Below are 24,449 nucleotides of genomic sequence, written 5' to 3' on the forward strand. Positions count from 1 at the left end.
GGATGACCTGTGGCTGGGGGTGAAAGGCCAATCAAACTCGGAGATAGCTGGTTCTCCCCGAAAGCTATTTAGGTAGCGCCTCGGACGAATACTACTGGGGGTAGAGCACTGTTTGGGCTAGGGGGTCATCCCGACTTACCAACCCCATGCAAACTCCGAATACCAGTAAGTAATATCCGGGAGACACACGGCGGGTGCTAACGTCCGTCGTGAAGAGGGAAACAACCCAGACCGCCGGCTAAGGTCCCAAAGTTCTGGTTAAGTGGGAAACGATGTGGGAAGGCTCAGACAGCTAGGATGTTGGCTTAGAAGCAGCCATCATTTAAAGAAAGCGTAATAGCTCACTAGTCGAGTCGGCCTGCGCGGAAGATGTAACGGGGCTCAAACCAGGCACCGAAGCCGCGGATTTGCACTTAGTGCAAGTGGTAGGGGAGCGTTCTGTAAGTCTGCGAAGGTGTATCGAGAGGTATGCTGGAGATATCAGAAGTGCGAATGCTGACGTAAGTAACGATAAAGGGGGTGAAAAGCCTCCTCGCCGGAAGACCAAGGGTTCCTGTCCAACGTTAATCGGGGCAGGGTGAGTCGACCCCTAAGGCGAGGCCGAAAGGCGTAGTCGATGGGAAGCAGGTTAATATTCCTGCACGACTTGTAATTGCGATGGGGGGACGGAGAAGGCTAGGTGGGCCAGGCGACGGTTGTCCTGGTGAAAGTGCGTAGGTGGTATCGGTAGGCAAATCCGCTGATACAACACTGAGACACGAGACGAACACACTACGGTGTGGAAGCCATTGATGCCCTGCTTCCAGGAAAAGCCTCTAAGCTTCAGATTACAAGTCATCGTACCCCAAACCGACACAGGTGGTCGGGTAGAGAATACCAAGGCGCTTGAGAGAACTCGGGTGAAGGAACTAGGCAAAATAGAACCGTAACTTCGGGAGAAGGTTCGCTCTTGACAGTGAAGTCCCTTGCGGATGGAGCAGTTGGGAGTCGCAGTGACCAGATGGCTGGGACTGTTTATCAAAAACACAGCACTCTGCAAACACGAAAGTGGACGTATAGGGTGTGACACCTGCCCGGTGCCGGAAGGTTAATTGATGGGGTTAGCGCAAGCGAAGCTCTTGATCGAAGCCCCGGTAAACGGCGGCCGTAACTATAACGGTCCTAAGGTAGCGAAATTCCTTGTCGGGTAAGTTCCGACCTGCACGAATGGTGTAACCATGGCCATGCTGTCTCCACCCGAGACTCAGTGAAATCGAATTCGCCGTGAAGATGCGGTGTACCCGCGGCTAGACGGAAAGACCCCGTGAACCTTTACTACAGCTTGGCACTGAACATTGAACCTACATGTGTAGGATAGGTGGGAGGCTTTGAAGGCGTGACGCCAGTTGCGCTGGAGCCGTCCTTGAAATACCACCCTTGTATGTTTGATGTTCTAACGCAGGGCCCTGAATCGGGCTCGCGGACAGTGCCTGGTGGGTAGTTTGACTGGGGCGGTCTCCTCCCAAAGAGTAACGGAGGAGCACGAAGGTTGGCTAATCCTGGTCGGACATCAGGAGGTTAGTGCAATGGCATAAGCCAGCTTAACTGCGAGACGGACAGGTCGAGCAGGTACGAAAGTAGGTCATAGTGATCCGGTGGTTCTGAATGGAAGGGCCATCGCTCAACGGATAAAAGGTACTCCGGGGATAACAGGCTGATACCGCCCAAGAGTTCATATCGACGGCGGTGTTTGGCACCTCGATGTCGGCTCATCACATCCTGGGGCTGAAGTCGGTCCCAAGGGTATGGCTGTTCGCCATTTAAAGTGGTACGCGAGCTGGGTTCAGAACGTCGTGAGACAGTTCGGTCCCTATCTGCCGTGGGCGTTGGATGATTGAAGGGAGTTGCTCCTAGTACGAGAGGACCGGAGTGAACGAACCTCTGGTGTTCGGGTTGTCACGCCAGTGGCACTGCCCGGTAGCTAAGTTCGGAATCGATAACCGCTGAAAGCATCTAAGCGGGAAGCGAGCCCTGAGATGAGTCATCCCTGACCCCTTGAGGGTCCTAAAGGGCCGTTGGAGACCACAACGTTGATAGGCGGGGTGTGTAAGTGCAGCGATGCATTGAGCTAACCCGTACTAATTACCCGTGAGGCTTAACCATACAACACCCAAGAAGTGTTCTAAGGCTTGTAACAGATACCAAGCGAACTACTAATTCAGTGATAATGACCTAGTCGTTATTCACGTCAGCTTTCTAGATTAAGAATTTGCCTGGCGGCCATAGCGCCGTGGAACCACCTGATCCCATGCCGAACTCAGAAGTGAAACGCGGTAGCGCCGATGGTAGTGTGGCATTCGCCATGCGAGAGTAGGACACTGCCAGGCACCCAATTTCAAGATTACGCCCAGCGTGGTCTTTACCGGTTAGTGTGCTGATATGGCTCAGTCGGTAGAGCGCATCCTTGGTAAGGATGAGGTCCCCAGTTCGATTCTGGGTATCAGCACCATTAAATAGAAAGCCTCCCTGAAAAGGGAGGCTTTTTTGCATCCGTCATTTTTTGATATCCCCTTACATTCCCTATTCCCGCAACCCCTTCTGCTTGCAGCCGACACTGTTTATCTGCTGGTTTGAGTCCTAATGTGTTACTCATTTGACTGCTATTGATGGTTTTATCCAGAGATTTAACCATGATTGATTGACGTAAAACGTTTTACATGTAAAATCCGGCGCGTTTTGCCTATTACGTGGAGAGAGAGCATGGCGCAGGATAACGAATACTGTTTGGGGGCGGTACCCGCCAAAGGGCGCAAAGGTGTGCTGTCGCTGATGCTGGTGATGCTCGGCCTGACCTTCTTCTCTGCCAGCATGTGGACCGGTGGTGCGCTTGGTACCGGGCTGGTATTCGATGACTTCATCAAGGCGGTACTTATCGGCAACTTGTTGCTGGGTATCTACACCGCTTGTCTCGGTTATATCGGTGCCTCAACCGGCCTCTCTACCCATCTGCTGGCTCGTTACTCCTTTGGGGTGAAAGGTTCCTGGCTGCCATCCCTGCTGCTCGGCGGTACTCAGGTCGGCTGGTTTGGCGTTGGTGTGGCGATGTTTGCCCTACCGGTGCAGAAGGCGACCGGCATAGATGTGAACTGGCTGATCGCCATTTCGGGCATGTTGATGACGGTGACCGTCTACTTCGGCATCTCCGCCCTGATGGTGCTGAGCTTTGTGGCCGTACCGGCCATTGCACTGCTTGGCGGCTACTCGGTCTGGCTGGCGGTGACCTCGACCGGTGGCATGGCTGCACTGCAGCAGGTACAACCAAGCAATCCCATCGAGTTCACCACGGCGTTGACCATGGTGGTCGGTTCCTTTATCAGTGCAGGAACCCTGACCGCCGACTTTGTTCGCTTTGGTCGCAAACCCTGGGGCGCCGTCATGATTACCATGGTGGCGTTTTTTTTGGGCAACACGCTAATGTTCGTCTTCGGTGCTGCCGGTGCGGCCGTGACCGGTCAGGCCGATATCTCGGAAGTGATGCTGATGCAGGGGCTGTTGATCCCCGCCATTCTGGTGCTGGGCCTCAATATCTGGACTACCAACGACAACGCTCTCTACGCCTCCGGCCTCGGTTTTGCCAACATTACCGGTCTCAAGAGCAAGCCACTCAGCGTGATCAACGGCCTCATCGGTACGGCTTGTGCCCTCTGGCTTTACAACAACTTTGTCGGCTGGCTGGCCTTTTTGAGTACGGCAATTCCGCCGATCGGTGGCATTATCATCATGGATTTCCTGCTCAATCGTGAGCGTTACCGTCAGTTTGCCGATCAGCAGTTCGAGACGGTGCGCTGGCAGGCGCTGGTCGCCACGGCAGTCGGGGTGGCTGTCGGCAAGTGGCTGCCGGGCATAGTGCCACTCAACGCGGTATTGGGCGCCGCCTTCACCTATTTCATTCTGGTTCGCCTCACCCAGCGGCCGGTTCTGGTACAGGAAGCTAACAAATGCTGATTCAACATATTCGTTTGGCCGATCGGGAAGGGTTGTGGCAGATCCGCTGTCAGGATGGGGTCATCACCGCCATCGAACCCCATGACGAACATGCCGTCGCCGGTCGGGTGCTGGACGGGGAGGGCGGTCTGGCGATCGCCCCCTTTATCGAACCCCACATTCACCTCGATACCACCCAGACGGCGGGTGAGCCGAGCTGGAACCTCTCCGGCACCCTGTTCGAGGGGATCGAGCGCTGGGCCGAGCGCAAGGCGCTGCTGACCCATGAGGATGTGAAGCTGCGCGCCATCCAGACACTGAAGTGGCAGATCGCCAACGGCATCCAGTTTGTGCGTACTCACGTCGATGTCTCCGACCCCAATCTGGTGGCGCTCAAGGCAATGCTGGAGGTGCGGGAGGAGATGAAGGAGTGGGTGGAGCTGCAGATCGTCGCCTTCCCGCAGGAGGGGATCCTCTCCTACCCCAATGGCAAGGCACTGCTGGAGGAGGCGCTCAAGCTGGGTGCCGACGTGATTGGTGCGATACCCCACTTCGAGTTTACCCGGGAATATGGGGTCGAAAGTCTGCACTACATCTTCGATCTTGCGGAGAAGTATCAGGTTCTGGTCGATGTGCACTGCGATGAGATCGATGACGAGCAGTCCCGCTTTATCGAGACGCTGGCGACTCTCGCCTACGAGCGGGGTATCGGCCATCGGGTGACGGCCAGTCACACCACCGCCATGCACTCTTACAACGGCGCTTATGCTTCCCGCCTGTTCCGTCTGCTCAAGATGGCAGACATCAACTTCGTGGCCAATCCGCTGGTGAACATTCACCTGCAGGGACGGTTCGATACCTATCCCAAGCGCCGCGGCATTACCCGGGTGAAGGAGATGCTGGAGGCGAACATCAACGTCTGCTTCGGTCACGATGACGTGTTCGATCCCTGGTACCCCATGGGCACCGCCAACATGTTGCAGGTGCTGCACATGGGGCTGCATGTCTGCCAGGTCATGGGTTACGAGCAGATCAACGACGGTCTGAAGCTGATCAGCTGCCACAGTGCCCGCACCCTGAACGTGCAGGATCGCTATGGTATCGAGGTGGGCAAACCGGCCAACCTGCTGATCCTGCCTGCCGAGAACGGCTTCGATGCGGTGCGCCGTCAGGTGCCGGTGCGTTACTCGATCCGCCACGGCAAGGTGATTGCCCAGACCCGCCCGGCCCAGACCGAAATCGTGCTGGGTCAGCCAGAGCCGATCGATTTTCGCCGCTGAGATTTCAATCAGGCTGGATGTCGATTAGTTCCGCCTCTGGGCACAAGGGCCGCCATTGCGACATAATGGCGGTCTGACCCTGAGGGAGTGACACCATGCAAACCTGGTTCTATGTTGCTGCAGGGGGCGCCATCGGCGCCTGCCTTCGTTTTGGGATTGCCGAACTGATGGCCTTGCTGCTGGGGCGCCACTTTCCTTACGGGACTCTGGTGGTCAACGTGGTGGGCTCTTTCATCATGGGGGTGGCATTCGCCCTCATCAGTCATGGTCATGTGGTAGAACACCCGATGAAGCCGCTGCTGATGGTGGGGATCCTCGGTGCCCTGACTACTTTCTCTTCCTTTGCCCTCGATACGGTGGTGCTGGCTCAACATGGGGCCTATCTGAAAGCGCTGCTCAATATCGGTCTCAATCTCTTCCTCTGTCTGGCCATGGTGGTGCTGGGCATGCAGTTGGTTGCGAGCCGGGTTTAAGGTGTCCGGACGCCAGTGGCTCTGGTAAACTGGCGGCCATTCTTTGCTCTATGGGTGTTTAAGGGATGTCAGAACAAGCAACGACAACGCATTTTGGCTTTAAAACCGTGGCCGCGACCGAGAAGGAAACTCTGGTAGCAGGTGTCTTCCATTCGGTAGCAGCCAAGTATGATCTGATGAACGATCTGATGTCGTTCGGCATCCACCGCCTGTGGAAGCGCTTCACCATCGACTGCTCCGGTGTGCGCAAGGGCCAGAAGGTGCTGGATCTGGCCGGTGGTACCGGTGACTTGACCGCCAAGTTCTCCCGCATCGTCGGCGAGACCGGTCAGGTGGTGCTGGCGGATATCAATGATTCCATGCTGAAAGTGGGCCGGGATAAGCTGCGCAATCTGGGGGTCGCCAACAACGTCTCCTACGTGCAGGCCAATGCCGAGGCACTCCCCTTCCCGGATAACCACTTCGACGTCATCACCATCGGCTTCGGCCTGCGCAACGTCACCGACAAGGACAAGGCGCTCGCCTCCATGTTCCGGGTGCTCAAGCCGGGTGGCCGTCTGCTGGTGCTGGAGTTCTCCAAGCCGGTCAGTGACGTGATCGCCAAGCTCTATGACCTCTACTCCTTCAAACTGCTGCCGAAAATGGGCGAAATCGTCGCGAACGACAGTGAAAGCTACAAATATCTGGCAGAGTCCATCCGTATGCACCCGGATCAGCAAACCCTGGCTGGCATGATGGAAAATGTCGGTTTCGAGCAGGTGGAGTACTTCAATCTGACTCAGGGTGTGGTCGCCCTGCACCGCGGTTACAAGTTTTAAGGTTGCCTATGCCGATGGATGCCATGGTCACCGCGGTGATCGAAACCAGCCTCAACCAGTTGCTGGCGCTGGACAAACAGAGCCCGGAGCGGCTGCGCAAACTGGTGGGCAAGGTGCTCAAGCTGGAGCTGCGTGAACTCAAGCCACTCTGGTTTGTCTTCTCCGAGCGTCGGCTGGATGTGCTGGCCCAGCATGAAGGGGAGGCCGATGCGGTGCTCAGCCTGTCGCTGACCGCCCTCGGTCTGCTGAAAGAACCGTCCGCTCTGACCCGCTATATCCGTGAGGAGAAGCTGGATCTGAGCGGTGATCCCCAGCTGGTACAGGCATTCAGCGTGCTGTTGGGCGAGCTGGATATTGACTGGGAAGAGGAGCTGTCGCGCTATACCGGCGACGTGCTGGCCCATACCCTGTTCAGTGGTGCCCGTCAGGCGCGTCGTCTGGTCGGCCGCGAGCTGTGCCGCACCCGCAGCCAGCTGGCGGAATATCTGACCGAAGAGGCCCGCCTCGCCCCCGGCCCGCTGGAAGTGGCGAGTTTCAACGATGATGTCGAGGTGCTGGCCCAGCAGCTCAAGGCCGTCGAACTGCGGCTGGCCCGCTTCGAACAGCAGGTGACCTGATGACCCCGAAGGAGTTCAAACGCCTCTATCGCATCATCACCATCCTGCTGGAGCAGGGCATCGACGAACTGGTGCCCGCCCGCTATCAACCCTGGCCGGGTCGTCTGGCCCGTCGCTCCCTGTTCTGGCTCAAGAACAAGCAACCGGATCTCAGCCGCGGTGCCCGCATCCGCCTCGCCTTCGAGGCCCTTGGCCCCATCTTCATCAAGTTTGGCCAGATGCTCTCGACCCGCCGCGACCTGCTGCCGCCGGATATCGCCGAGGAGCTGGCTCTGCTGCAGGACAGGGTGCCCCCCTTCTGTGGTCAGGCGGCGCGCCAGCAGATCGAGCTGAGCCTGGGTTGTCCCATCGAAACCCTGTTTGACGACTTCGACGAGACGCCGCTGGCGTCGGCCTCCATCGCACAGGTGCATACTGCCCGCCTGAAGGAGAGTGGCCGCGAGATCGTCATCAAGGTGATCCGTCCCGACATCGAGCCGGTTATCGAGGCTGACCTGCGGCTGATGCAGGCGCTGGCCCGTCTGGTGGCCCGTTTTGTGCCCCAGAGCGCGCGACTGCGCCCCATCGAGGTGGTGGAGGAGTATCGCAAGACCATCCTCGACGAGCTGAATTTGATGCGCGAAGCGGCCAACGCCATCCAGCTACGCCGCAACTTCACCGGCTCCGAGGCGCTCTATGTGCCTGAAATCATCACCGACCTCTGCCGCGAGCAGGTGCTGGTGATGGAGCGCATCTACGGTATTCCGGTCTCCGATATACCGGCGCTGGAAGCCAACGGCACCAATATGAAGCTGCTGGCCGAGCGCGGGGTCGAGGTCTTCTTCACCCAGGTGTTCCGCGACAGCTTCTTCCATGCCGACATGCACCCGGGCAACATCTTCGTCTCTTACGAACATCCGGAAAACCCGCTCTGGATCGGCATCGACTGCGGCATCGTCGGTACCCTCAATCGGGAAGATAAACGCTATCTGGCTGAGAACTTCCTCGCCTTCTTCAACCGTGACTATCGCCGCGTGGCAGAGCTGCACGTGGAGTCGGGCTGGGTACCGGCAGACACCAAGGTGGATGAGTTCGAGTTCGCCATCCGCACCGTGCTGGAGCCCATCTTCGAGAAGCCGCTCTCCGAAATTTCGTTCGGTCACGTGCTGCTCAACCTGTTCAACACCGCGCGTCGCTTCCATATGACGGTGCAGCCGCAGCTGGTGCTGCTGCAAAAGACCCTGCTCTATGTGGAAGGGTTGGGGCGTCAGCTCTACCCGCAGCTCGATTTGTGGCAGACCGCCAAGCCGTTCCTCGAGAACTGGATGCACGAACAGGTCGGGCCCAAGTCGGTATTGAACGCTATCAAGGAGAAGGCGCCATTCTGGGCGGAGAAGCTGCCGGAGCTGCCGGAGCTGGTCTATGAGACTCTGCGCCAGACCCGTCATCAGCAGCGTCATTTCGACCAGATGTTTGCCGAGTTCCGCCGTCACAGCCGCCGGCAGGGGCAGGCCCGCTACCTCTTAGGGGTTGGAGCCAGCCTGCTATTGGCGGGTGTATTCTTGCTGACCCAAAAACAACACATTGAGTGGGGACAAGCCAGTCTCGCCGGTGCAGCCCTCTGCTGGCTGGTCGGCTGGTTGCGAACCCGTTCCCATTAATCAACAACCGCGCCGTCAGGCGCCTGTTCTGGAGAGAAAATCATGGGTGGTATCAGTATTTGGCAATTGTTGATCATCGCAGTCATCGTCGTGCTGCTATTCGGTACCAAGAAACTGCGCGGCATTGGCGGTGATCTGGGCGCGGCGGTCAAAGGGTTCAAGAAAGCCCTCTCCGACGAGCCGGCTGATGCCAAGGCCGAGCAGAAAGATGCCGAGTTTCCCCCGAAACAGCTGAACGAAGCGGCCACTCAGAGCAGTGAGACCGCCAAACAGAAAGACAAAGACCAGGCCTAAGCCATGTTCGATATCGGTTTTTGGGAGCTGGTCGTTATCGGTGTGGTAGCACTGGTGGTACTGGGGCCCGAGCGGCTGCCGGTTGCCATCCGCACGGCTACCCACTGGATCCGCCTCATTCGTTCGACCGCGAACTCGGTCAAGTCCGAGCTGGAGCAGGAGCTCAAGTTGCAAGAGCTGCATAACGACCTCAAGAAGGCGGAACAGTTGCAGATGAGCAACCTGAGCCCCGAGCTGCAGGAGTCCATCGAACAGCTCAAGGCGGCGGCCCAGTCGGTCAATCGCCCCTATCAGGTGGAGAACGAGATCCGTCCGCCGCGCCCCGAGCCGGTCGCCCAGGCTGAGGCTGCCACGCCGGTGGAGCCTGCAGTGCAGCTGAGCCACGACGTGCCACCAGTCAATAGCCTGCGGGAGAGCGAGCCTGTGTCGGTCAGCGACTCCGCAGTAAAAGGGGAGGTGAAGCCATGAGTCAGGCCGAACAACCCCTGATCAGCCATCTGGTTGAGCTGAGAACCCGCTTGCTGCGCTCCATTACCGCCATCCTCGTGGTGTTTCTGGCGCTGATCTACTTCTCCAACAACATCTACGACTTCGTGGCCCAGCCGCTGCTCAGCCAGCTGCCGGAAGGGACCAGCATGATCGCGACGGATGTGGCGACCCCCTTCCTGACGCCGATCAAGCTGACCCTGGTGGTCTCCTTCTTCGTGGCGATCCCCTATCTGCTCTATCAGGCCTGGGCCTTTATCGCCCCCGGTCTGTACCAGCATGAGCGGCGGCTCATCATGCCGTTGGTGGTCTCCAGTGCCCTGCTGTTCTATGCGGGGATGGCGTTCGCCTACTACGTGGTGTTCCCGCTGGTGTTCGGTTTCTTCACCAGTACCGCCCCTGCCGGGGTGACGGTGGCGACCGACATCGCCAGCTATCTGGACTTCGTACTGACCCTGTTCTTCGCGTTCGGGGTGGCGTTCGAAATTCCGGTGGCGACCATACTGCTGTGCTGGACTGGCGTGACCACACCGCAAAACCTGAAGGAGAAACGTCCCTACGTCGTTGTCGGGGTGTTTGTGGTCGGCATGCTGCTGACGCCGCCTGATGTCTTCTCCCAGACCCTGCTCGCCATTCCTATGTGGGCGCTGTGGGAGATTGGTCTGTTCTTCGCCCGCTTCTACGTGAAGAAAGAGGATGAAGAGCAACAGGAACAACCGGATGGGGAGAGCTGAGGCTCTGTTCGTCACCTGTTTGCCGGACGGCGAGAGGATGACGAAGTCCGCAGGAATAGCAGAACGAGGGGAGCTTAGGCTCCCTTCCTCTTTTCATGCTCCCGTTCGAGGCGTATGGTAAGACCCCATTCGGTAGATGGTTTTCAAATACCTGATATGTATTCCTTTTGTCTGGAACGTCTCATCCCATGATCGATATCGGCTTAAATCTGACCAGCAGCCAGTTCGCCGGTGAACAGCCTGAGCTGGTGGCCCGTGCCCGCGCCGCCGGAGTGGACGCGCTGATCCTCACCGGTACCGATCTGGCGGGTAGCCGCGAGAGCGCTGAGTTGGCCGCCCGCTGGCTGGGCTACTGCTTCTCCACCGCCGGGATCCATCCCCACGACGCCAAGAGTGTCGATGAGACAACCCTGCCCGCCCTGCGAGAGCTGGCGGCCTTGCCGCAGGTGGTGGCCATCGGCGAGTGCGGTCTCGACTACAACCGCGACTTCTCCCCCCGTCCGGTGCAGGATGCGGTATTCGACGCCCAGCTGGCACTGGCTGCTGAGCTCGGGATGCCGGTGTTTCTCCACTGCCGCGATGCGCACGCCCGTTTTATCGAGATCCTCCGTCCCTGGTTGCCGAAACTACCGGGAGCCGTGCTGCACTGCTTCACCGGTTCCGACGAGGAGCTGGACGAGTGTCTGGCGCTGGGGCTGCATATCGGGGTGACCGGCTGGCTCTGCGATGAGCGCCGTGGTCAGCTGCTGCGCGAACAGGTAGCGCGTATTCCGGCCGGTCGGCTGATGATCGAGACCGATGCCCCCTATCTGGTGCCGCGGGATCTGAAACCGCGTCCGAAGCGCAACGAACCTGCATTTTTGCCGCACATCGCCCAGGTGGTGGCGGCCTGTCGTGGTGAAGCGCCCGAGGCCTTGCTGGCCCACACCCGGGCCACCTCCGCCGCGTTCTTCCAACTTCCTCTCCAGGAGTGATTCATGGCTACAACTCTTCCGGGCGCCTTTCCGGGCCGCCGCCTGCGCCGTCTGCGCAAACATGATTTCAGCCGTCGTCTGGTGCGCGAGAACGTACTGACCGTCAACGATCTCATCTATCCGGTGTTTGTGCTGGAAGGGGAGAACCGTCGGGAAGCCGTTCCCTCCATGCCGGGGGTGGAGCGTCTCTCCATCGATCTGCTGCTGGAGGAAGCCGCTGAACTGGTGGAGCTGGGCGTGCCTGCTATTGCCCTGTTCCCGGTCACCCCGCTGGAGAGCAAGAGCCTGATGGCGGAAGAGGCCTACAACCCGAACGGGCTGGCCCAGCGCACCGTGCGCGCCCTCAAGGCCCGCTTCCCGGAGCTGGGGGTCATCACCGACGTGGCGCTCGATCCGTTCACCACCCACGGTCAGGACGGCATCATCGATGACGAAGGCTATGTGCTGAACGACATCACCACCGAGATCCTGATCAAGCAGGCGCTCTCTCACGCCGAGGCCGGGGTCGATATCGTCGCGCCGTCCGACATGATGGATGGCCGCATCGGTGCCATCCGCGCGGCGCTGGAAGAGAACGGCTTCATCAACACCCAGATCATGGCCTACTCCGCCAAGTACGCCTCCTGCTACTACGGCCCGTTCCGCGATGCAGTCGGCTCTGCCGGCAACCTCGGCAAGAGCAACAAGGCCACCTATCAGATGGACCCGGCCAACAGCAACGAAGCCCTGCACGAAGTGGCGCTGGATATTCAGGAAGGGGCCGACAGCGTGATGGTCAAGCCGGGTATGCCCTATCTGGACGTGGTTCGTCAGGTGAAGGATCAGTTCGGCGTGCCGACTTTCGCCTATCAGGTGAGCGGCGAGTACGCCATGCACATGGCGGCGATCCAGAATGGCTGGCTGAAAGAGAAGGAGACCATCATGGAGTCTCTGCTCTGCTTCAAGCGAGCCGGGGCCGACGGCATCCTTACCTACTTCGCCAAGCGCGTAGCGCAGTGGCTGAAGGAAGATGCCCGTTAAGCCGGGTTGAAGAGATAAACGAGAGGGGGAGCCGATGGCTCCCCCTCTGTCGTTATGGCTCTCTTTTGGTCACGAGCGGCTGATTACAGCTTGATCCAGGCATCGCTCCAGTGGCTGCCGGTACCCGGTGCATAGTGGCTGGTCGAGCCGCCACACCACCCACTGTAGGGCCAGGGTTTGCACTCGTAGTCGCCACCGGCATTGCTGACCCGTTCGCCACTTTGATAAGCGGTGCCCGCAACATAGGCCGGGTAGCTGCCGTTACCACCGTCACTGTCACCACCCGGAGTCTGTTCCACCAATGCCAGGGTGAAGCGGCGCTCGAAGCCCTGCTTGCTCCCCTCAGCCATGCCCGCCAGCAACAGCTCGTAACTGCCGGCCGCTAGGCCCGACTGCGTCAGCTGCAGGGAACCCTGACCATCGATCAGGGCGCTGCCGGTGGCGACCGGATTGCCATTCTGCAACAGGGTCGCGGTGACGGTCACCGGGTTGGCGGTGGTCAGCGTCAGGCTGAAGTCGAGCGCGCCGTTGACGATGAGATATTCGGCCGCCAGATCGGTGACGGTGAAGTCACTGCTGCTACCGGTAGTGGGCAGAATGAAGTCTCCGCTCAGGTAGGTCAGACCGGTCCAGCCGGAGCTGGTCAGCCAGTGCTTGCCATTGGTCTGATAGACGTTGGGCAACTGGGTGCACTGTTTGTTGTCATTGACGAAGCCGATACCGTAAAAGCCCGCCACATTCTTGTAGCAGAGCTGGCGACCATTCTGGTGCAGCACTGGCTGATCCAGCTTGCCCTTGTGGTGGAGTGACAGCCAGTCAAACTGGTTGATGGCCGAGACCAGCGGCACAAACTGGCCATCGGGCTGACGATAGCGGATCAGGGAGCCGGCATCGCAGAGCAGACCATCAGCCCGCTGTTCGACGTAGCCGTAGTACTGCTCGCCATCCTGGAAGGTGAATCGGCAGAGATTGCCTTTCTCCGACTCCTTGGGGATCCAGCCCATCAGCAGTCGCTCCTGATTGGTCAGGGCCGCCAGCTGCCCAACACTGAAGTCGCTGCCGTTGGCTACCCAGCCTTGCGGCATGGTGGAGAATTGCATGAAGTAGTGGTCGGTATAGTACATGTGGCTGTCAGCGCGATGCTTGCGAGCCCCCTGGCTGACCGAGTTGTAGCGATAGATGTCGTTTTCCGGCTTGTGGAAGCCGTTGAGATCATCGTCCAGATAAGGCAGGTCGCCCTTGCGGATATGGTAGTTGGCCATGCCCGTCATCAGCGGGTGCCAACCGTGGCTGCCACGGGCAAACGCACTGTCATGACTGTAGGACTTGCCATCAAAGCCGTGGCCAAATTCGTGGGCAATGATGCCCCAGCTGCCGTAGTAGTGGCTGACAAAGTTAAAGGTATCGACCCCGGTGATACCGCCTCCCCCCAGACCACCACCCATGGCAGTGATCCCCAGGTTGAGGTAGGGGCGCTTCATCAGGCTGTGGTAGTAGTAGTCATAATCGGCCGCCGTAAAGATCCCGTTCGGCACATAGCTGTTGCCGCCATTGCCGAACATCTCGTAACCGTTCACCGCTTTGAAGTTGTACCAGACGTGTTTGAACTCTTCGGTTGAGACCATGTAGGCCAGGTTGGTGGCGATGATCAGCCACTCTTTGGCATACAGCGCATTGATGGGGCGCCAGGAGCCCGTGGTATTAGTGGCAAAACGGATATTCCAGCTCGGTTTGAGGCGTGCCAGCTTTTGGGCAAACGGATCCGAGTTGGAGCTGAACCTGTGCTCGAACTGGGCAGGCAGATTGATGCTGTTGTCGAGCAGATTATTGAGATCAAACACCCCATCGCGGCTGGCGCTGTTGAAGCGTCCCTGCTCGCCGAAGGCGCTCAGTGGCAGGGTGAGTTGGGCATAGGCGGGCAGGCGATCGAGCTGGCCCAGGATCAGCCACTTGTTGATACCGTTCAGGCGTGACTCGATATTGATGTCATGCAGCTCTCTGGCGGCATAGTTGGTGATGCGCACCGTGTCGTTATCAAGCAGCTCGGTCTTGACCAGCGAATTGATGTTGACCGAACGCTGGGCGCGATCGATCAGCACCTCGTAGGGTTCGTCATTGCGCAGTATGTAGCTGACTGCGGCCGGCATCAGCTGATCGAAGATCAGCGGGCGAGCCGGCAACTGCTCGTCGGCCGTGAAGCTGATCTCCTTGCTCAGCAGCTGGTTGAAACCCAGGCCGCGTTCGTTGGCGGTGACAAGCGCCGAGCCCGCCAGCTGGAGATCTTTCAGCGCCGCCACGGGCTGCTGGTTGATCTCCCGGACAGTAAAGGTCGGGTTCTTGAACTGAAAGTCGTTGGCGATCAGGGTATCGGCATCATGCCACTCGATGCGGTCCTTGAAGTTCACCACCAGCCGATCGTCATCCATGTCGATTTTTTGCAGATTGCTGTCGGCGATCACCTGCTCAGGCGCCAGCGGGGTGTTGCTGGCGATAGCATCAGCCAGTTTGCGCAAGTCATAGATGTAGTAGTTTTTGCCGGCTGTATGGGCCAGGAGATAGTCACCCACCTGATGGAGTTGCACCAGACGGTGGCTGTATTTTCCTTCAAAGGCGAGCCGACCGGCGATGGGGGTCTTGAGACTGTTCTCCGGCGTCACATCCTGCTGGCGGTAGACCTTGATCTCGCTCAGCGCATCGGCCACCAGCACGTAATCCTGATTGGCAAAGACGGCCTGGGCGCGGTGCAGGCTGTTGCTGCCGGAATCCCGACCGGTTCCCAGGGTGGTGACATGGCGATGCTCGTCGGCCAGATCGAAGATATCGACCCGGTGCGAGTAGCGCGAGACCACGTAGAGCAGGTTGTTGCGGACAAACAGTTCGCTGACCTGATTGTAGGCCGTGGCACTGCCGGTTTCGGTGCCGCGGATCTCGCCAATCTGCTGGCGGCTCGGGATATCGATAATGGCCACATGGCCTGGATTGCCGTTCTGGCTGACATAGAGCCGATCCTGATAGCGCTCGACCGCCGTGATCAGGCTGGCGTCCAGCCCCAGCTGGTCGGCCGTCAGCTCCTCGCCTTTGTCCAGATATTGCAGCGAGGTGGCAAACGAGTTGACGCTGCAGGAGCTGGTCTCCATCACCACCCGGGTGCGTTCGCCATTCTGGATCTGGCCGTGGGGGAAGTACTCCAGCAGACAGCCGTTGCCGTAGTCATAGTTGCCAAAGCGTTTGTTGACCGCTACGACCCCACCGTCGTACCAGGTCAGCTCCCACTCCTCATCGAAGAAATCAAAGACGTTACGAATGGCTGTTTCGTCGAAAAAGTGGGGTTTGGGCAGATCGAACAGGATGTGGTTATCCGCTGTCAGCGGGTAGAGCAGGCCGTTGATGGCAAGGTGGCGCTTGCCATCCTTGATGGTCACGTTCTGCTCGTCAGCCGCACTCTGATGCAGCGCGGCGAGACGCGCCGTCATCTGCTCGTAGTGCTCCTGATAGGTTTGTTTGAAATAGGCTTGTTCGCGCTCATCGGCCACGACATGGGCCGACAGCAGCAGTCCGAGCAGGGTGGCAAGCTTGGTGGTTCTTGGCATGGTGATTTCCTTATCTTGGTTGTTGTTGGACGTTTTTGGGTGCTTGGCAAGCATGTAAAAGAGAGGGGCTAACCCGTCCGGGTCAGTGCATCCTGCCCATCGGCAGCGTGGCCGACGGGCAGGATATGGGCGGGGGCCTGTCGGCCTCCGTTAGTGGTTGGGGCAAGGTCAGAGTTTGATCCAGGCATCGCTCCAGGCAGAGCCGGTACCCGGTGCATAGTGGGTGGTCGAGCCGCCACACCAGCCGCTGTAGGGCCAGGGTTTGCACTCGTAGTTGCCACCGGCATTGCTGACCCGATCACCGGCCTGATAGCCGGTGTTGGGGGCGTAGGCAGGGTAGTCACCTTCGCTACCGCCGTTGCTCTCTTCGGTCAGCGCAACCGGGAAGCGCTGTACCACCGGCTGCTGGCCGTCAGCCAGACCGGTGATGACCACGTCGTAGCTGCCATCGGTGACGTTGCTGCCCTGCAGTACCAGGGTGCTGGTGCCGTTCACCTGGCTGCTGGTGGTGCCGTGGCTTTGGCCGCTCTGCTCCAGAGTCGCGGTGATTTGGACCCGGTTGGCGGTGGTCAGGTTGAAGCGGATGCTGACCTGACCGTTGACTATGGTGTACTCGCTCGCCATTGCGCTGACGGTGAAGTCGCTGCTGCCTTCGGCGGGTGGCGTTGTGCCGCCGCAGTCGCTGTCGCCCTGTACGCGCCAGACGCCCCAGTCACCCGTGGTGCCCGGCTCTTCGTTCTGGGTCCACCAGCCTGCCAGCCAGTTCTTGCCGTTGTGGCTGACGATGTCGCCGCCCACGTAGACTTTCTTGGCATCCCAGCTGTTTTCACAGACGGCGCCCTGCTCCCTGACGGTCACGTTGCGCTGCTGGGTTACCTGCTGACCGGCGCTGTCGCTTACCTGATAGGTGAGGGTGTAGCGGCCGACCTTGCTGCTGTCGACGCTGCCGCTGACCTTGATTTGGGCGGTCAGGTCGCCATCTTCTTCATCATGGGCACTGACGCCTGTCATCGGATCGAAAGCGGTACCCAGTTCCAGCGTGGTGTCGGTGACACCGCTGAACACCGGCTTCATGCTGTAGACCTCGATGGTACGTACCTGCTCGGTGACGTTGTTGTCGCGATCGCTCACCTTGTAGGTGAGGGGGTAGAGGCCGATGCGCTGGCTGTCTACCGAGCCTTCCACCTGGATCTGGCCAGTCAGGTCGCCATCTTCCTTGTCGTTGGCGCTGACACCTGCCAGCGGATCAAAGGCGGTACCCTGCTTGATGCGGGTATCGCTCAGGCCGCTGAACACCGGCTTGCCGTTGTCGACCGGCGGCGTGATCTCCTGATCGTGGATGAAGGGGCCGTAGCTCTTGATGAAGGATTCGTTGTAGGACTGACCGGCAGCGTTGCGGCCCATGTCCCAGTTGATGGACCAGGTCATCACGCCACGCAGCGGTTGTCCCTCGCTCTTCAGGCGGTTGAAGGCGTTGTAGAGCTTCTGCGGATCCTGCACATAGCCGGTGGCGGCGGCGTCGATGTTGGTCGGAATGCCGAACACCAGCTTGTCATGGGGGATCTTGTAGAAGCCGCGGGTACCGTTGCTCAGCGAATCCGCCATGTAGTAGATGAACTCTTCTTTCAGGGCATCGTTGTTCTGGGCAATCCAGCCGATGCCATCGATGTAGATACCGTCACCACCCTGGTTGTAGAACTGGGGGTTGATCCAGTCGTAGTAGCCTTCCAGATTGCGGATATAGGGGATGTAGGCGCCAGTCTGGGTCAGATAGGGGAACTCCGGCGCCATGGTGATGAGGAAGTTTTTCCCCTGAGCGCGGTAGTGATCCTTGACCAGACGCAGGGCCGCCGGGATCACGGTCTGGTTGTCGGCGGCGGTGATGGCGGCCTGCTCCAGATCGATATCCAGCCCGTCGAAGCCATAGGTCTCCACCAGACGGATGATCTCGTCGGCAAAGGCCTGCTCCTGACCCTTGCGCAGCTCGATGTGCGCATCGGCACCGCCCAGCGCCAGCAGCACGGCACGGCCCTGACGGTTCAGCTCGGCAATCTGCTCGATAAACTGGCTTTCGCTCATGCCGATAGCCGGGTCGAGTTTGAAGGTGGGGATGGGATCGCTGCCATAGACCTTCATGAAGGAGACATCGACCACGTTGTATTGCGGGTTGACCTGATCGAGCTTGACGCAGGGGGCGATACCGCCCTTGTAGCCCGAGCCGTCACACCAGTTGTGCCAATAGCCGACCACTACGCCGGACTGGGGGTTGACCATCGCCTGACCGGCACTGGCGGCATATGCCATGGGGGCGCCCATGCCGAGCAGACAGCCCAGCAGGGATAACTTCAATTTGTTCATCTTGATATCTCCATACAGTACAAACGGAGCGTACAGCTATGGCCGAACGCTCCCGGGGGCAGCCCCGCTGTCATAGGTGTTTTCCCTTAGACCGGTGGCTTTGCGTCGCGCCCTTTCGGGTCACTTTGCCTTTTTCACCCGATTTCTGTGCAGCACAGAGAATCAAGTGACCTGAGTAACAGGCTGCTTATGATATGCACTTAAAAATAAATTAATCAACGTATGTGCATGATTTGTTTTGGTTATTAACTTGTTGATTGGTTGTTTTCCAAGCATGGAAAGGGCCGGTGATAGGCCGCTGTAACCTACTCTTTTGTCGAGTGGATTTGGTCTGCTCCCTTGTGGTTCGAGAGTTGAAAAAGCCGCAAAAAGAGCAAAAAAGTACCGATTATTCATGCTGTTGCCGTCCAGTATCAGGCAGAGAGGTGTTTGAGCTCACAAAGAGGGGAAAACAGTGCCGAGAGGTGGATTCCCGCTTGATTATTGCGTGGCTTGGCCACATGTTAGAAAGCCATACAGAGCTGCTAAAGCGGTCTGTTCAAGACCAAACAAGAGGTAACCGGGATGAATAACCCTTTGCTGACAATGGATTCTCTGCCCCCTTTCAGCCAGATCAAGCCGGAGCAGGTTCAGCCTGCCGTGATTCAGGCGATTGCTGACTGCAAGCAGAAGATCAGCGATGTGCTGGCCCAGCGTGATCCCCATACCTGGGATAGCCTGATTGCCCCGCTGGAAGAGGTAAATGACCGCCTGTCACGGATCTGGTCACCGGTCAGCCACCTCAACTCCGTACTCAATAGCGAAGCGCTACGCGAGGCCCATGACGCCTGCCTGCCGCTGCTCTCCGAATTCCAGACCTATGTCGGTCAGCATGAAGGGCTCTATCAGGCCTATCTGGCCCTCTCCCAGAGCGATGATTTCCCGCTGCTCAGCGGCGCCCAGCGCAAGGAGATCCAGAATACCCTGCGTGACTTCCGCCTCTCCGGTATCGGTCTGCCTGCCGAGGCGCAGCAGCGTTACGGCGAAATTCAGGCCCGCCTCTCCGAGCTGGCCTCCCGTTTCAGCAACAACGTGCTGGATGCAACTCAGGGCTGGCACAAGCTGGTGGCCGATGAAGCCGAACTGGCCGGTCTGCCCGACAGCGTGCGTGCCGCTGCCCGTCAGATGGCCGAGCTCAAGGGCAAAGAGGGGTGGCTGTTCACGCTGGATATCCCCTCTTATCTGCCGGTGATGATGTATGCCGACAACCGCGAGCTGCGCGCCGAGATGTACGAAGCCTTCACCACTCGCGCCTCCGATCAGGGCCCCAATGCGGGCAAGTGGGACAACTCAGCCATCATGAGCGAGCTGCTCACCCTGCGCCGCGAACTGGCCCAGCTGCTGGGCTTTGCCAACTATGCCGAGCTCTCCCTGGCCACCAAGATGGCGGACAAGACCGAACAGGTGGTGAGCTTCCTCACCGATCTGGCGGCTAAATCCCTGCCGCAAGGCAAGGCCGAGCTGGAGGAGATCCGCGCCTTCGCCGCCGAGCAGCATGGTCAGAGCGAGCTGGCAGCTTGGGATCTCGCCTACTACGCCGAGAAGCTCAAGCAGCACAAGTTCTCCATCTCCGATGAGCAACTGCGCCCCTACTTCCCCGCCAGCAAGGTGGTGAAGGGGTTGTTCGAAGTGGTGAAGCGGGTGTTCGGCATGAAGGTGCGCGAGCGCCTCGGCATCGACACCTGGCACCCGGACGTGCGCTTCTACGATATCTTTGATGCCGACGACGAGCTGCGCGGCAGCTTCTATCTCGACCTCTACGCCCGCGAGCACAAGCAGGGCGGGGCCTGGATGGATGTCTGTCTGGGTCGTCGCTACCGTCAGGATGGCTCGCTGCAAAAACCGGTGGCCTACCTGACCTGCAACTTCAACGGCCCGGTGGATGGCAAGCCTGCGCTGTTTACCCACAACGAAGTGGTCACCCTGTTCCATGAGTTTGGCCACGGCATCCACCACATGCTGACCCGTATCGACGTTGCCGGTGTCGCCGGTATCAACGGCGTGGCCTGGGATGCGGTGGAGCTGCCGAGCCAGTTCCTCGAGAACTGGTGCTGGGAGTCCGAGGCGCTGGCCTTTATCTCCGGCCACTACGAGACCGGCGAGCCGCTGCCTGCCGATCTGCTGGAGAAGATGCTGACTGCCCGCAACTTCCAGGCGGCCATGCAGATGCTGCGCCAGCTGGAGTTCGCCCTGTTCGACTTCCGTCTCCATCAGGAGTTTGACCCGGCCAATTCGGCACAGCTCCCGGCGCTGCTGGATGAGGTGCGTAGTCAGGTCGCAGTGATGACGCCACCGGCGTTCAACCGCTTCCAGCACAGCTTCTCCCACATCTTCGCGGGCGGCTATGCGGCGGGCTACTACAGCTACAAGTGGGCCGAAGTGCTCTCTGCCGATGCCTTCTCCCGCTTCGAGGAGGAGGGGATCTTCAACCCGGCGACCGGCCAATCCTTCCTGAAGAATATTCTGGAGAAGGGGGGCTCGAAGGAGCCGATGGAGCTGTTCCGAGCCTTCCGCGGTCGTGAGCCCAAGGTGGATGCGCTGTTGCGACATAGCGGGATCGCTGCCTGAGATTCCTGACCCGCCGCCTGTGTGAGCTTCAAGCAGGTACACTGTTTTGCGGCATAGTGGGATCGAGTCGTGATTTCTGCGACAAAAAGGGACCTTTTGGTCCCTTTTTTCAAGGCTTTTTAATATCTTGCTGATTGCATATTTGCACTGCTCACAGCTCTTCAGTAGAGTCGTGTTCTAACCTTCAAGGAGAGAAAGCCACTTGCCATGAGGCGAGCACTCGATTCCGTCTATCAAATCATCTCAAGTCTGGCTCATTCGAGCGGCCAGGGATATTTCGATACCTTTGTGAGTGAAATCGCCGCTGCTGTGATGGCTGATGTCGTCCTGATCGCCAGCAGGGAATCAAATGCTACCCACCTGACGGTTCAGGCTGCCCATCCCTCCTCTCTTGACCCCGATACCCTGATGCTGCCAATCACTGACTCTCCCGATGCCATTACCTGGCAGGAGGGGGAAGCCTGGTTCAGCGATCGTCTGTTGCAGCTGTTCCCCGCGATGCCACTTGCCGATGCGTGGCAAGCCCAGGCCTACGCCGGGATCGCCCTCAAGGATGCGGATGGCGAGACCATCGGTATCTGCTGCCTGCTCTATCGTCAGCCGCAGGCCAATATGACCAAGGTGATGGGGCTGCTCCGGTTGCTGGGGCCGCTGGCCGGTCGCGAACTGGCGCTGATGCTGCAACGCCAGCAGCCGCAACTCTTGCCTGATACCCCCCATGTGCTGCAGAGCATGCTGTTTCAGGCCCCGGTGGGGATCGGCAAACTCGATCTCACCGGCCGCATTCTCTGGGCCAACCCGGCCATCGAGAAGATGCTGGGTTATCCCCTCGACGAGCTGCTTCATCGCTCCATCTCCGACATCAATCACCCGGAGGATTGGCAGCGCAGCCTTGAGTGCTACGAAGAGATCCGGCGCGGCGAGCGCAGCAGTTTCACCCAGGAGAAGCGCTACTTCTGCAAGGGGGGCGAGATCCTGTGGGGGCGGGTAACTGTCACCCTGATCCGCGACGAGCAGCAGCAGCCGGACTACCTGATGGTGCTGCTGGAGAATATCGATCCCCTCAAGCGCCATGCGGAGCAGCTCAAACTCTCCCACCGGGTCTACGACAACCTCTCCGAAGCGATTCTGGTGTGCGATGCCGACAGCCGCATCATCTCGGTCAACCCGGCCTTCGAGCAGATCACCGGCTACAGCAGCGACGAGGTGCGGGGCCAGCGTCCCAGCATGCTCAAGTCCGGGCTGCACGATCAGACCTTCTATGCCGACATGTACCATGCGCTGGAGCGGGTGGGGGTGTGGCGTGGCGAGGTGTGGAACAAGCGCAAGAACGGCAAGCTTTATCCGCAGCAGCTGATGATCAGCACTCTGCGCGAAGCTGGCAAAATTCAGCAATATATCGCCATTTTCAGCGATCTTTCCCAGACCAAGGTGGCCGAGCAGAAGATCGCGACCCAGGCCAACTACGACAACCTCACCAGCCTGCCCAACCGCTGGCTGTTTGGCCGCTGCCTCACCCGCTTCTGCGAGCGGGGCGAGCGCTTCGCGCTCATGGTGCTTGACCTCAACAACTTCAAGGCGGTCAATAACAGCATGGATCACCATGCTGGCGATGCCCTGCTGCGGGAGGTCTCTGATCGACTGGTGAGCCGGGTGCGCACCGAAGATCTGGTGGCCCGCATCGGTGGCGATGAGTTCGCGTTTCTGGTGCCCGGCATCGTCACCCGCCGTCAGGCCGAGGTGTTTGCCAAGCAGGTGATCGGCAGTTTCGCCCGCCCCTTTATGCTGGCCAACCAGCACCTCTATGTGACCGCGACCATCGGCATGACTCTCTGTCCGGTCGATGGCAGCGAGAGCGACGAGCTGCTGCGCAATGCCGAACAGGCGCTGTTTGCGGCCAAGCGGCAGGGACGGTTGCTCGGTGCCTACTGCTCATCCATGCGGGAAGAGGTGCGCCAGCGCCACCAGATGCAGCAGGATTTGGCCGAAGCGATCAAGCTGGAGCAGCTGACCATGGCCTACCAGCCGATCTGGGACAATCACAGCGGACGGGTCGCCAAGCTGGAGGCGCTGGTGCGCTGGTATCACCCCCACTGGGGGCAGGTATCCCCTGCCGAGTTCATTCCGCTGGCGGAAGAGGCGGGATTGATTCAGGGACTGGGTGCGCTGGTATTGTGGCAATCGTGCCGGGATCTGGCGCGGTTGCAGCAATCCGGCTTCCCTGATCTGCAGATGTCGATCAACCGCTCCACCATGGAGTTCCAGACCATCGACCCCGAGGCGAGTGAGTGGCTCAAGGTGATCCAGCATTTCGGGCTCGATCCTGCCGACATCGTCATCGAAATCACAGAATCTCTGCTGATGGAGAGCAGCGATCAGCACAGAGTGCGGATCGATGCCCTGCGCGAGGCGGGCTGCAAGCTGGCCATCGACGATTTCGGTACCGGCTACTCGGCCCTCAACTATCTGCGTACCTTCCCGGTAGATCTGGTCAAGATCGACCGCTCCTTCGTGCGCCATATCCCCTTCAACGAGCAGGATAGGATGCTGCTCGACGGCATCATCAACATAGTGCACAACCTCGGCATGCAGGTGGTGATCGAGGGGGTTGAGACCCGCGAGCAGCTCAACTTCCTCTGCCAGAAGGGATGCGCCTTCACCCAGGGTTATCTGCTCAGCCGCCCGCTGGCCTATGACGATCTTATTGATTACCTCGCTCTCAACCGTCAGGGGATGAACCTCACTGTCGTGAGCTGATCCACCGCTTCTGTTATCATGGCCGCTTCTGTACGTGCCATGAGTCTGTCTCCTATGCCCCATATTCAGGTTTTCAGTGAAGTCCCCGCCCGTGATGGCGAGCTCGACGCCCTGCGTTTACGCCTTGCCGACGTGGAGTTTCCGGCTCCGTTTGCGCTGGTACTGACTGAAGAGAGACTGGAACTGCGCAAGCTGGACGAGCCCAAGCTGGGTGCCGTCTATGTGGACTTCGTGGAAGGGGCGGTGGCGCATCGTCGCAAGTTTGGTGGTGGTCGCGGCCAGTCCATCGCCAAGGCGGTGGGGCTCAAGGCCGGTGCCACACCGACCGTGGTGGATGCCACTGCCGGTCTGGGGCGCGACGCCTTCGTGCTCGCCTCCCTCGGTTGCAAGGTGACCCTGATCGAACGCAGCCCTGTGGTGGCTGCTCTGTTGCAGGACGGGCTGGCGCGGGCGGCACAGGATCCTGAGATTGGCCCCTGGGTCAGCGAGCGGATGCTCCTGCTGCAAGGCCCGGCGGTGGACAACTTGCTGGCGCTGCCGGAGCGGCCCGAGGTGATCTACCTCGACCCCATGTTCCCGCACAAGCAGAAGTCGGCGCTGGTAAAAAAAGAGATGCGGGTGTTCCAGTCGCTGGTAGGGCCGGATCTCGATGCGGATGTCTTGTTGCCTGCCGCGCTCAAGATGGCTGAGAAGCGGGTGGTGGTGAAGCGGCCGGATTACGCCGGCTGGCTCAACGAACAGAAGCCCAGCATGGCTATCGAGACCAAGAGCAACCGCTTCGATGTCTATGTGATGGCGGCGCTGGCGGCGAGTTAACGGCCGGTGCGAGCCGCAGATG

Annotated in this window: 16 protein-coding genes, 1 tRNA gene, 2 rRNA genes and 1 riboswitch (1 of these 20 only partly in view); of the genes, 17 read left to right on the forward strand and 2 right to left on the reverse strand. The window is 59.3% G+C overall.

Annotated elements, in window-relative coordinates:
* The 14 genes from ACTG1K_RS22655 to hemB all read left to right on the forward strand — a co-directional run.
* Positions 1–2,142 (forward strand): 23S ribosomal RNA (locus ACTG1K_RS22655) (it extends 747 nt beyond the left edge of the window).
* A 109-nt stretch (positions 2,143–2,251) separates the two neighbouring features.
* Positions 2,252–2,366: ribosomal RNA gene (rrf, locus tag ACTG1K_RS22660) — 5S ribosomal RNA — on the forward strand.
* 46 nt (positions 2,367–2,412) lie between these two features.
* Positions 2,413–2,488, forward strand: a tRNA-Thr gene (locus ACTG1K_RS22665).
* A gap of 251 nt (positions 2,489–2,739) precedes the next feature.
* Complete coding sequence (codB, locus tag ACTG1K_RS22670; protein WP_005355867.1) at positions 2,740–3,984, forward strand: cytosine permease; 1,245 nt, start codon at positions 2,740–2,742, stop codon at positions 3,982–3,984.
* Positions 3,978–5,243 carry a cytosine deaminase gene (locus ACTG1K_RS22675; protein WP_128834573.1) on the forward strand — a complete coding sequence of 422 codons (1,266 nt, stop codon included), beginning with the start codon at positions 3,978–3,980 and terminating at the stop codon, positions 5,241–5,243. Before codB ends, ACTG1K_RS22675 begins: the two co-directional genes overlap by 7 nt.
* Before the next feature lie 95 nt (positions 5,244–5,338).
* The gene (gene crcB / locus ACTG1K_RS22680; protein ID WP_005339378.1) at positions 5,339–5,716 is read left to right on the forward strand and encodes a fluoride efflux transporter CrcB; all 378 of its coding nucleotides are present in this window, start codon (positions 5,339–5,341) and stop codon (positions 5,714–5,716) included.
* 65 nt (positions 5,717–5,781) lie between these two features.
* On the forward strand, positions 5,782–6,534 hold the full coding sequence (gene ubiE / locus ACTG1K_RS22685) for a bifunctional demethylmenaquinone methyltransferase/2-methoxy-6-polyprenyl-1,4-benzoquinol methylase UbiE (RefSeq protein ID WP_374807281.1): 753 nt from the start codon (positions 5,782–5,784) through the stop codon (positions 6,532–6,534).
* 8 nt (positions 6,535–6,542) lie between these two features.
* Entirely contained in the window at positions 6,543–7,151 is a 609-nt protein-coding gene (locus ACTG1K_RS22690) for a ubiquinone biosynthesis accessory factor UbiJ (protein ID WP_270657390.1), read from the forward strand.
* The gene (gene ubiB, locus ACTG1K_RS22695; protein WP_005339383.1) at positions 7,151–8,791 is read left to right on the forward strand and encodes a ubiquinone biosynthesis regulatory protein kinase UbiB; all 1,641 of its coding nucleotides are present in this window, start codon (positions 7,151–7,153) and stop codon (positions 8,789–8,791) included. Before ACTG1K_RS22690 ends, ubiB begins: the two co-directional genes overlap by 1 nt.
* Positions 8,792–8,833: 42 nt before the next feature.
* Complete coding sequence (gene tatA / locus ACTG1K_RS22700; RefSeq protein ID WP_005339385.1) at positions 8,834–9,085, forward strand: Sec-independent protein translocase subunit TatA; 252 nt, start codon at positions 8,834–8,836, stop codon at positions 9,083–9,085.
* 3 nt (positions 9,086–9,088) lie between these two features.
* On the forward strand, positions 9,089–9,553 hold the full coding sequence (tatB, locus tag ACTG1K_RS22705) for a Sec-independent protein translocase protein TatB (protein WP_440004779.1): 465 nt from the start codon (positions 9,089–9,091) through the stop codon (positions 9,551–9,553).
* The gene (gene tatC, locus ACTG1K_RS22710) at positions 9,550–10,305 is read left to right on the forward strand and encodes a twin-arginine translocase subunit TatC (RefSeq protein WP_005339388.1); all 756 of its coding nucleotides are present in this window, start codon (positions 9,550–9,552) and stop codon (positions 10,303–10,305) included. Before tatB ends, tatC begins: the two co-directional genes overlap by 4 nt.
* Positions 10,306–10,493: 188 nt before the next feature.
* The gene (locus ACTG1K_RS22715; RefSeq protein ID WP_440004778.1) at positions 10,494–11,279 is read left to right on the forward strand and encodes a TatD family hydrolase; all 786 of its coding nucleotides are present in this window, start codon (positions 10,494–10,496) and stop codon (positions 11,277–11,279) included.
* A gap of 3 nt (positions 11,280–11,282) precedes the next feature.
* The gene (gene hemB / locus ACTG1K_RS22720) at positions 11,283–12,299 is read left to right on the forward strand and encodes a porphobilinogen synthase (protein ID WP_005357271.1); all 1,017 of its coding nucleotides are present in this window, start codon (positions 11,283–11,285) and stop codon (positions 12,297–12,299) included.
* A gap of 83 nt (positions 12,300–12,382) precedes the next feature.
* Here hemB and ACTG1K_RS22725 read toward each other — a convergent pair whose 3' ends face one another.
* Both ACTG1K_RS22725 and ACTG1K_RS22730 read right to left on the reverse strand, forming a co-directional pair.
* Positions 12,383–15,889 (reverse strand): hypothetical protein, encoded by a 3,507-nt coding sequence (locus ACTG1K_RS22725; RefSeq protein WP_440004777.1) that lies wholly within the window; start codon positions 15,887–15,889, stop codon positions 12,383–12,385.
* A 168-nt stretch (positions 15,890–16,057) separates the two neighbouring features.
* A complete protein-coding gene (locus tag ACTG1K_RS22730; RefSeq protein WP_440004776.1) occupies positions 16,058–18,247 on the reverse strand; it encodes an immunoglobulin-like domain-containing protein in 2,190 nt (729 codons plus the stop codon).
* A gap of 54 nt (positions 18,248–18,301) precedes the next feature.
* Positions 18,302–18,387: riboswitch (cyclic di-GMP riboswitch) on the reverse strand.
* Positions 18,388–18,811: 424 nt separating this feature from the next.
* Here ACTG1K_RS22730 and prlC point away from each other — a divergent pair.
* The 3 genes from prlC (at position 18,812) to ACTG1K_RS22745 (ending at position 24,427) form a co-directional block, all read left to right on the forward strand.
* Positions 18,812–20,854 (forward strand): oligopeptidase A, encoded by a 2,043-nt coding sequence (prlC, locus tag ACTG1K_RS22735; protein ID WP_440004775.1) that lies wholly within the window; start codon positions 18,812–18,814, stop codon positions 20,852–20,854.
* Between the two features lie 207 nt (positions 20,855–21,061).
* On the forward strand, positions 21,062–23,611 hold the full coding sequence (locus tag ACTG1K_RS22740; RefSeq protein WP_425857288.1) for a putative bifunctional diguanylate cyclase/phosphodiesterase: 2,550 nt from the start codon (positions 21,062–21,064) through the stop codon (positions 23,609–23,611).
* Positions 23,612–23,665: 54 nt separating this feature from the next.
* Complete coding sequence (locus tag ACTG1K_RS22745; protein ID WP_425857317.1) at positions 23,666–24,427, forward strand: class I SAM-dependent methyltransferase; 762 nt, start codon at positions 23,666–23,668, stop codon at positions 24,425–24,427.
* The last annotated feature ends 22 nt before the right edge of the window (positions 24,428–24,449 follow it).

The sequence above is a fragment of the Aeromonas sp. 102P genome (genome assembly GCF_051920345.1).
GTDB classification, from domain to species: Bacteria; Pseudomonadota; Gammaproteobacteria; order Enterobacterales; family Aeromonadaceae; genus Aeromonas; species Aeromonas veronii.

Excerpts from the sequence above, each read along its gene's own strand:
- ACTG1K_RS22690 (WP_270657390.1), top strand. The coding sequence starts at position 6,543 with ATGCCGATGGATGCCATGGTCACCGCGGTGATCGAAACCAGCCTCAAC.
- ACTG1K_RS22675 (WP_128834573.1), top strand. The coding sequence starts at position 3,978 with ATGCTGATTCAACATATTCGTTTGGCCGATCGGGAAGGGTTGTGGCAG.
- tatA (WP_005339385.1), top strand. The coding sequence starts at position 8,834 with ATGGGTGGTATCAGTATTTGGCAATTGTTGATCATCGCAGTCATCGTC.
- tatB (WP_440004779.1), top strand. The coding sequence starts at position 9,089 with ATGTTCGATATCGGTTTTTGGGAGCTGGTCGTTATCGGTGTGGTAGCA.
- codB (WP_005355867.1), top strand. The coding sequence starts at position 2,740 with ATGGCGCAGGATAACGAATACTGTTTGGGGGCGGTACCCGCCAAAGGG.
- ACTG1K_RS22725 (WP_440004777.1), bottom strand. The coding sequence starts at position 15,889 with ATGCCAAGAACCACCAAGCTTGCCACCCTGCTCGGACTGCTGCTGTCG.
- ACTG1K_RS22730 (WP_440004776.1), bottom strand. The coding sequence starts at position 18,247 with ATGAACAAATTGAAGTTATCCCTGCTGGGCTGTCTGCTCGGCATGGGC.
- tatC (WP_005339388.1), top strand. The coding sequence starts at position 9,550 with ATGAGTCAGGCCGAACAACCCCTGATCAGCCATCTGGTTGAGCTGAGA.
- ubiE (WP_374807281.1), top strand. The coding sequence starts at position 5,782 with ATGTCAGAACAAGCAACGACAACGCATTTTGGCTTTAAAACCGTGGCC.
- crcB (WP_005339378.1), top strand. The coding sequence starts at position 5,339 with ATGCAAACCTGGTTCTATGTTGCTGCAGGGGGCGCCATCGGCGCCTGC.
- ubiB (WP_005339383.1), top strand. The coding sequence starts at position 7,151 with ATGACCCCGAAGGAGTTCAAACGCCTCTATCGCATCATCACCATCCTG.
- ACTG1K_RS22745 (WP_425857317.1), top strand. The coding sequence starts at position 23,666 with ATGCCCCATATTCAGGTTTTCAGTGAAGTCCCCGCCCGTGATGGCGAG.
- hemB (WP_005357271.1), top strand. The coding sequence starts at position 11,283 with ATGGCTACAACTCTTCCGGGCGCCTTTCCGGGCCGCCGCCTGCGCCGT.
- ACTG1K_RS22740 (WP_425857288.1), top strand. The coding sequence starts at position 21,062 with ATGAGGCGAGCACTCGATTCCGTCTATCAAATCATCTCAAGTCTGGCT.
- prlC (WP_440004775.1), top strand. The coding sequence starts at position 18,812 with ATGAATAACCCTTTGCTGACAATGGATTCTCTGCCCCCTTTCAGCCAG.
- ACTG1K_RS22715 (WP_440004778.1), top strand. The coding sequence starts at position 10,494 with ATGATCGATATCGGCTTAAATCTGACCAGCAGCCAGTTCGCCGGTGAA.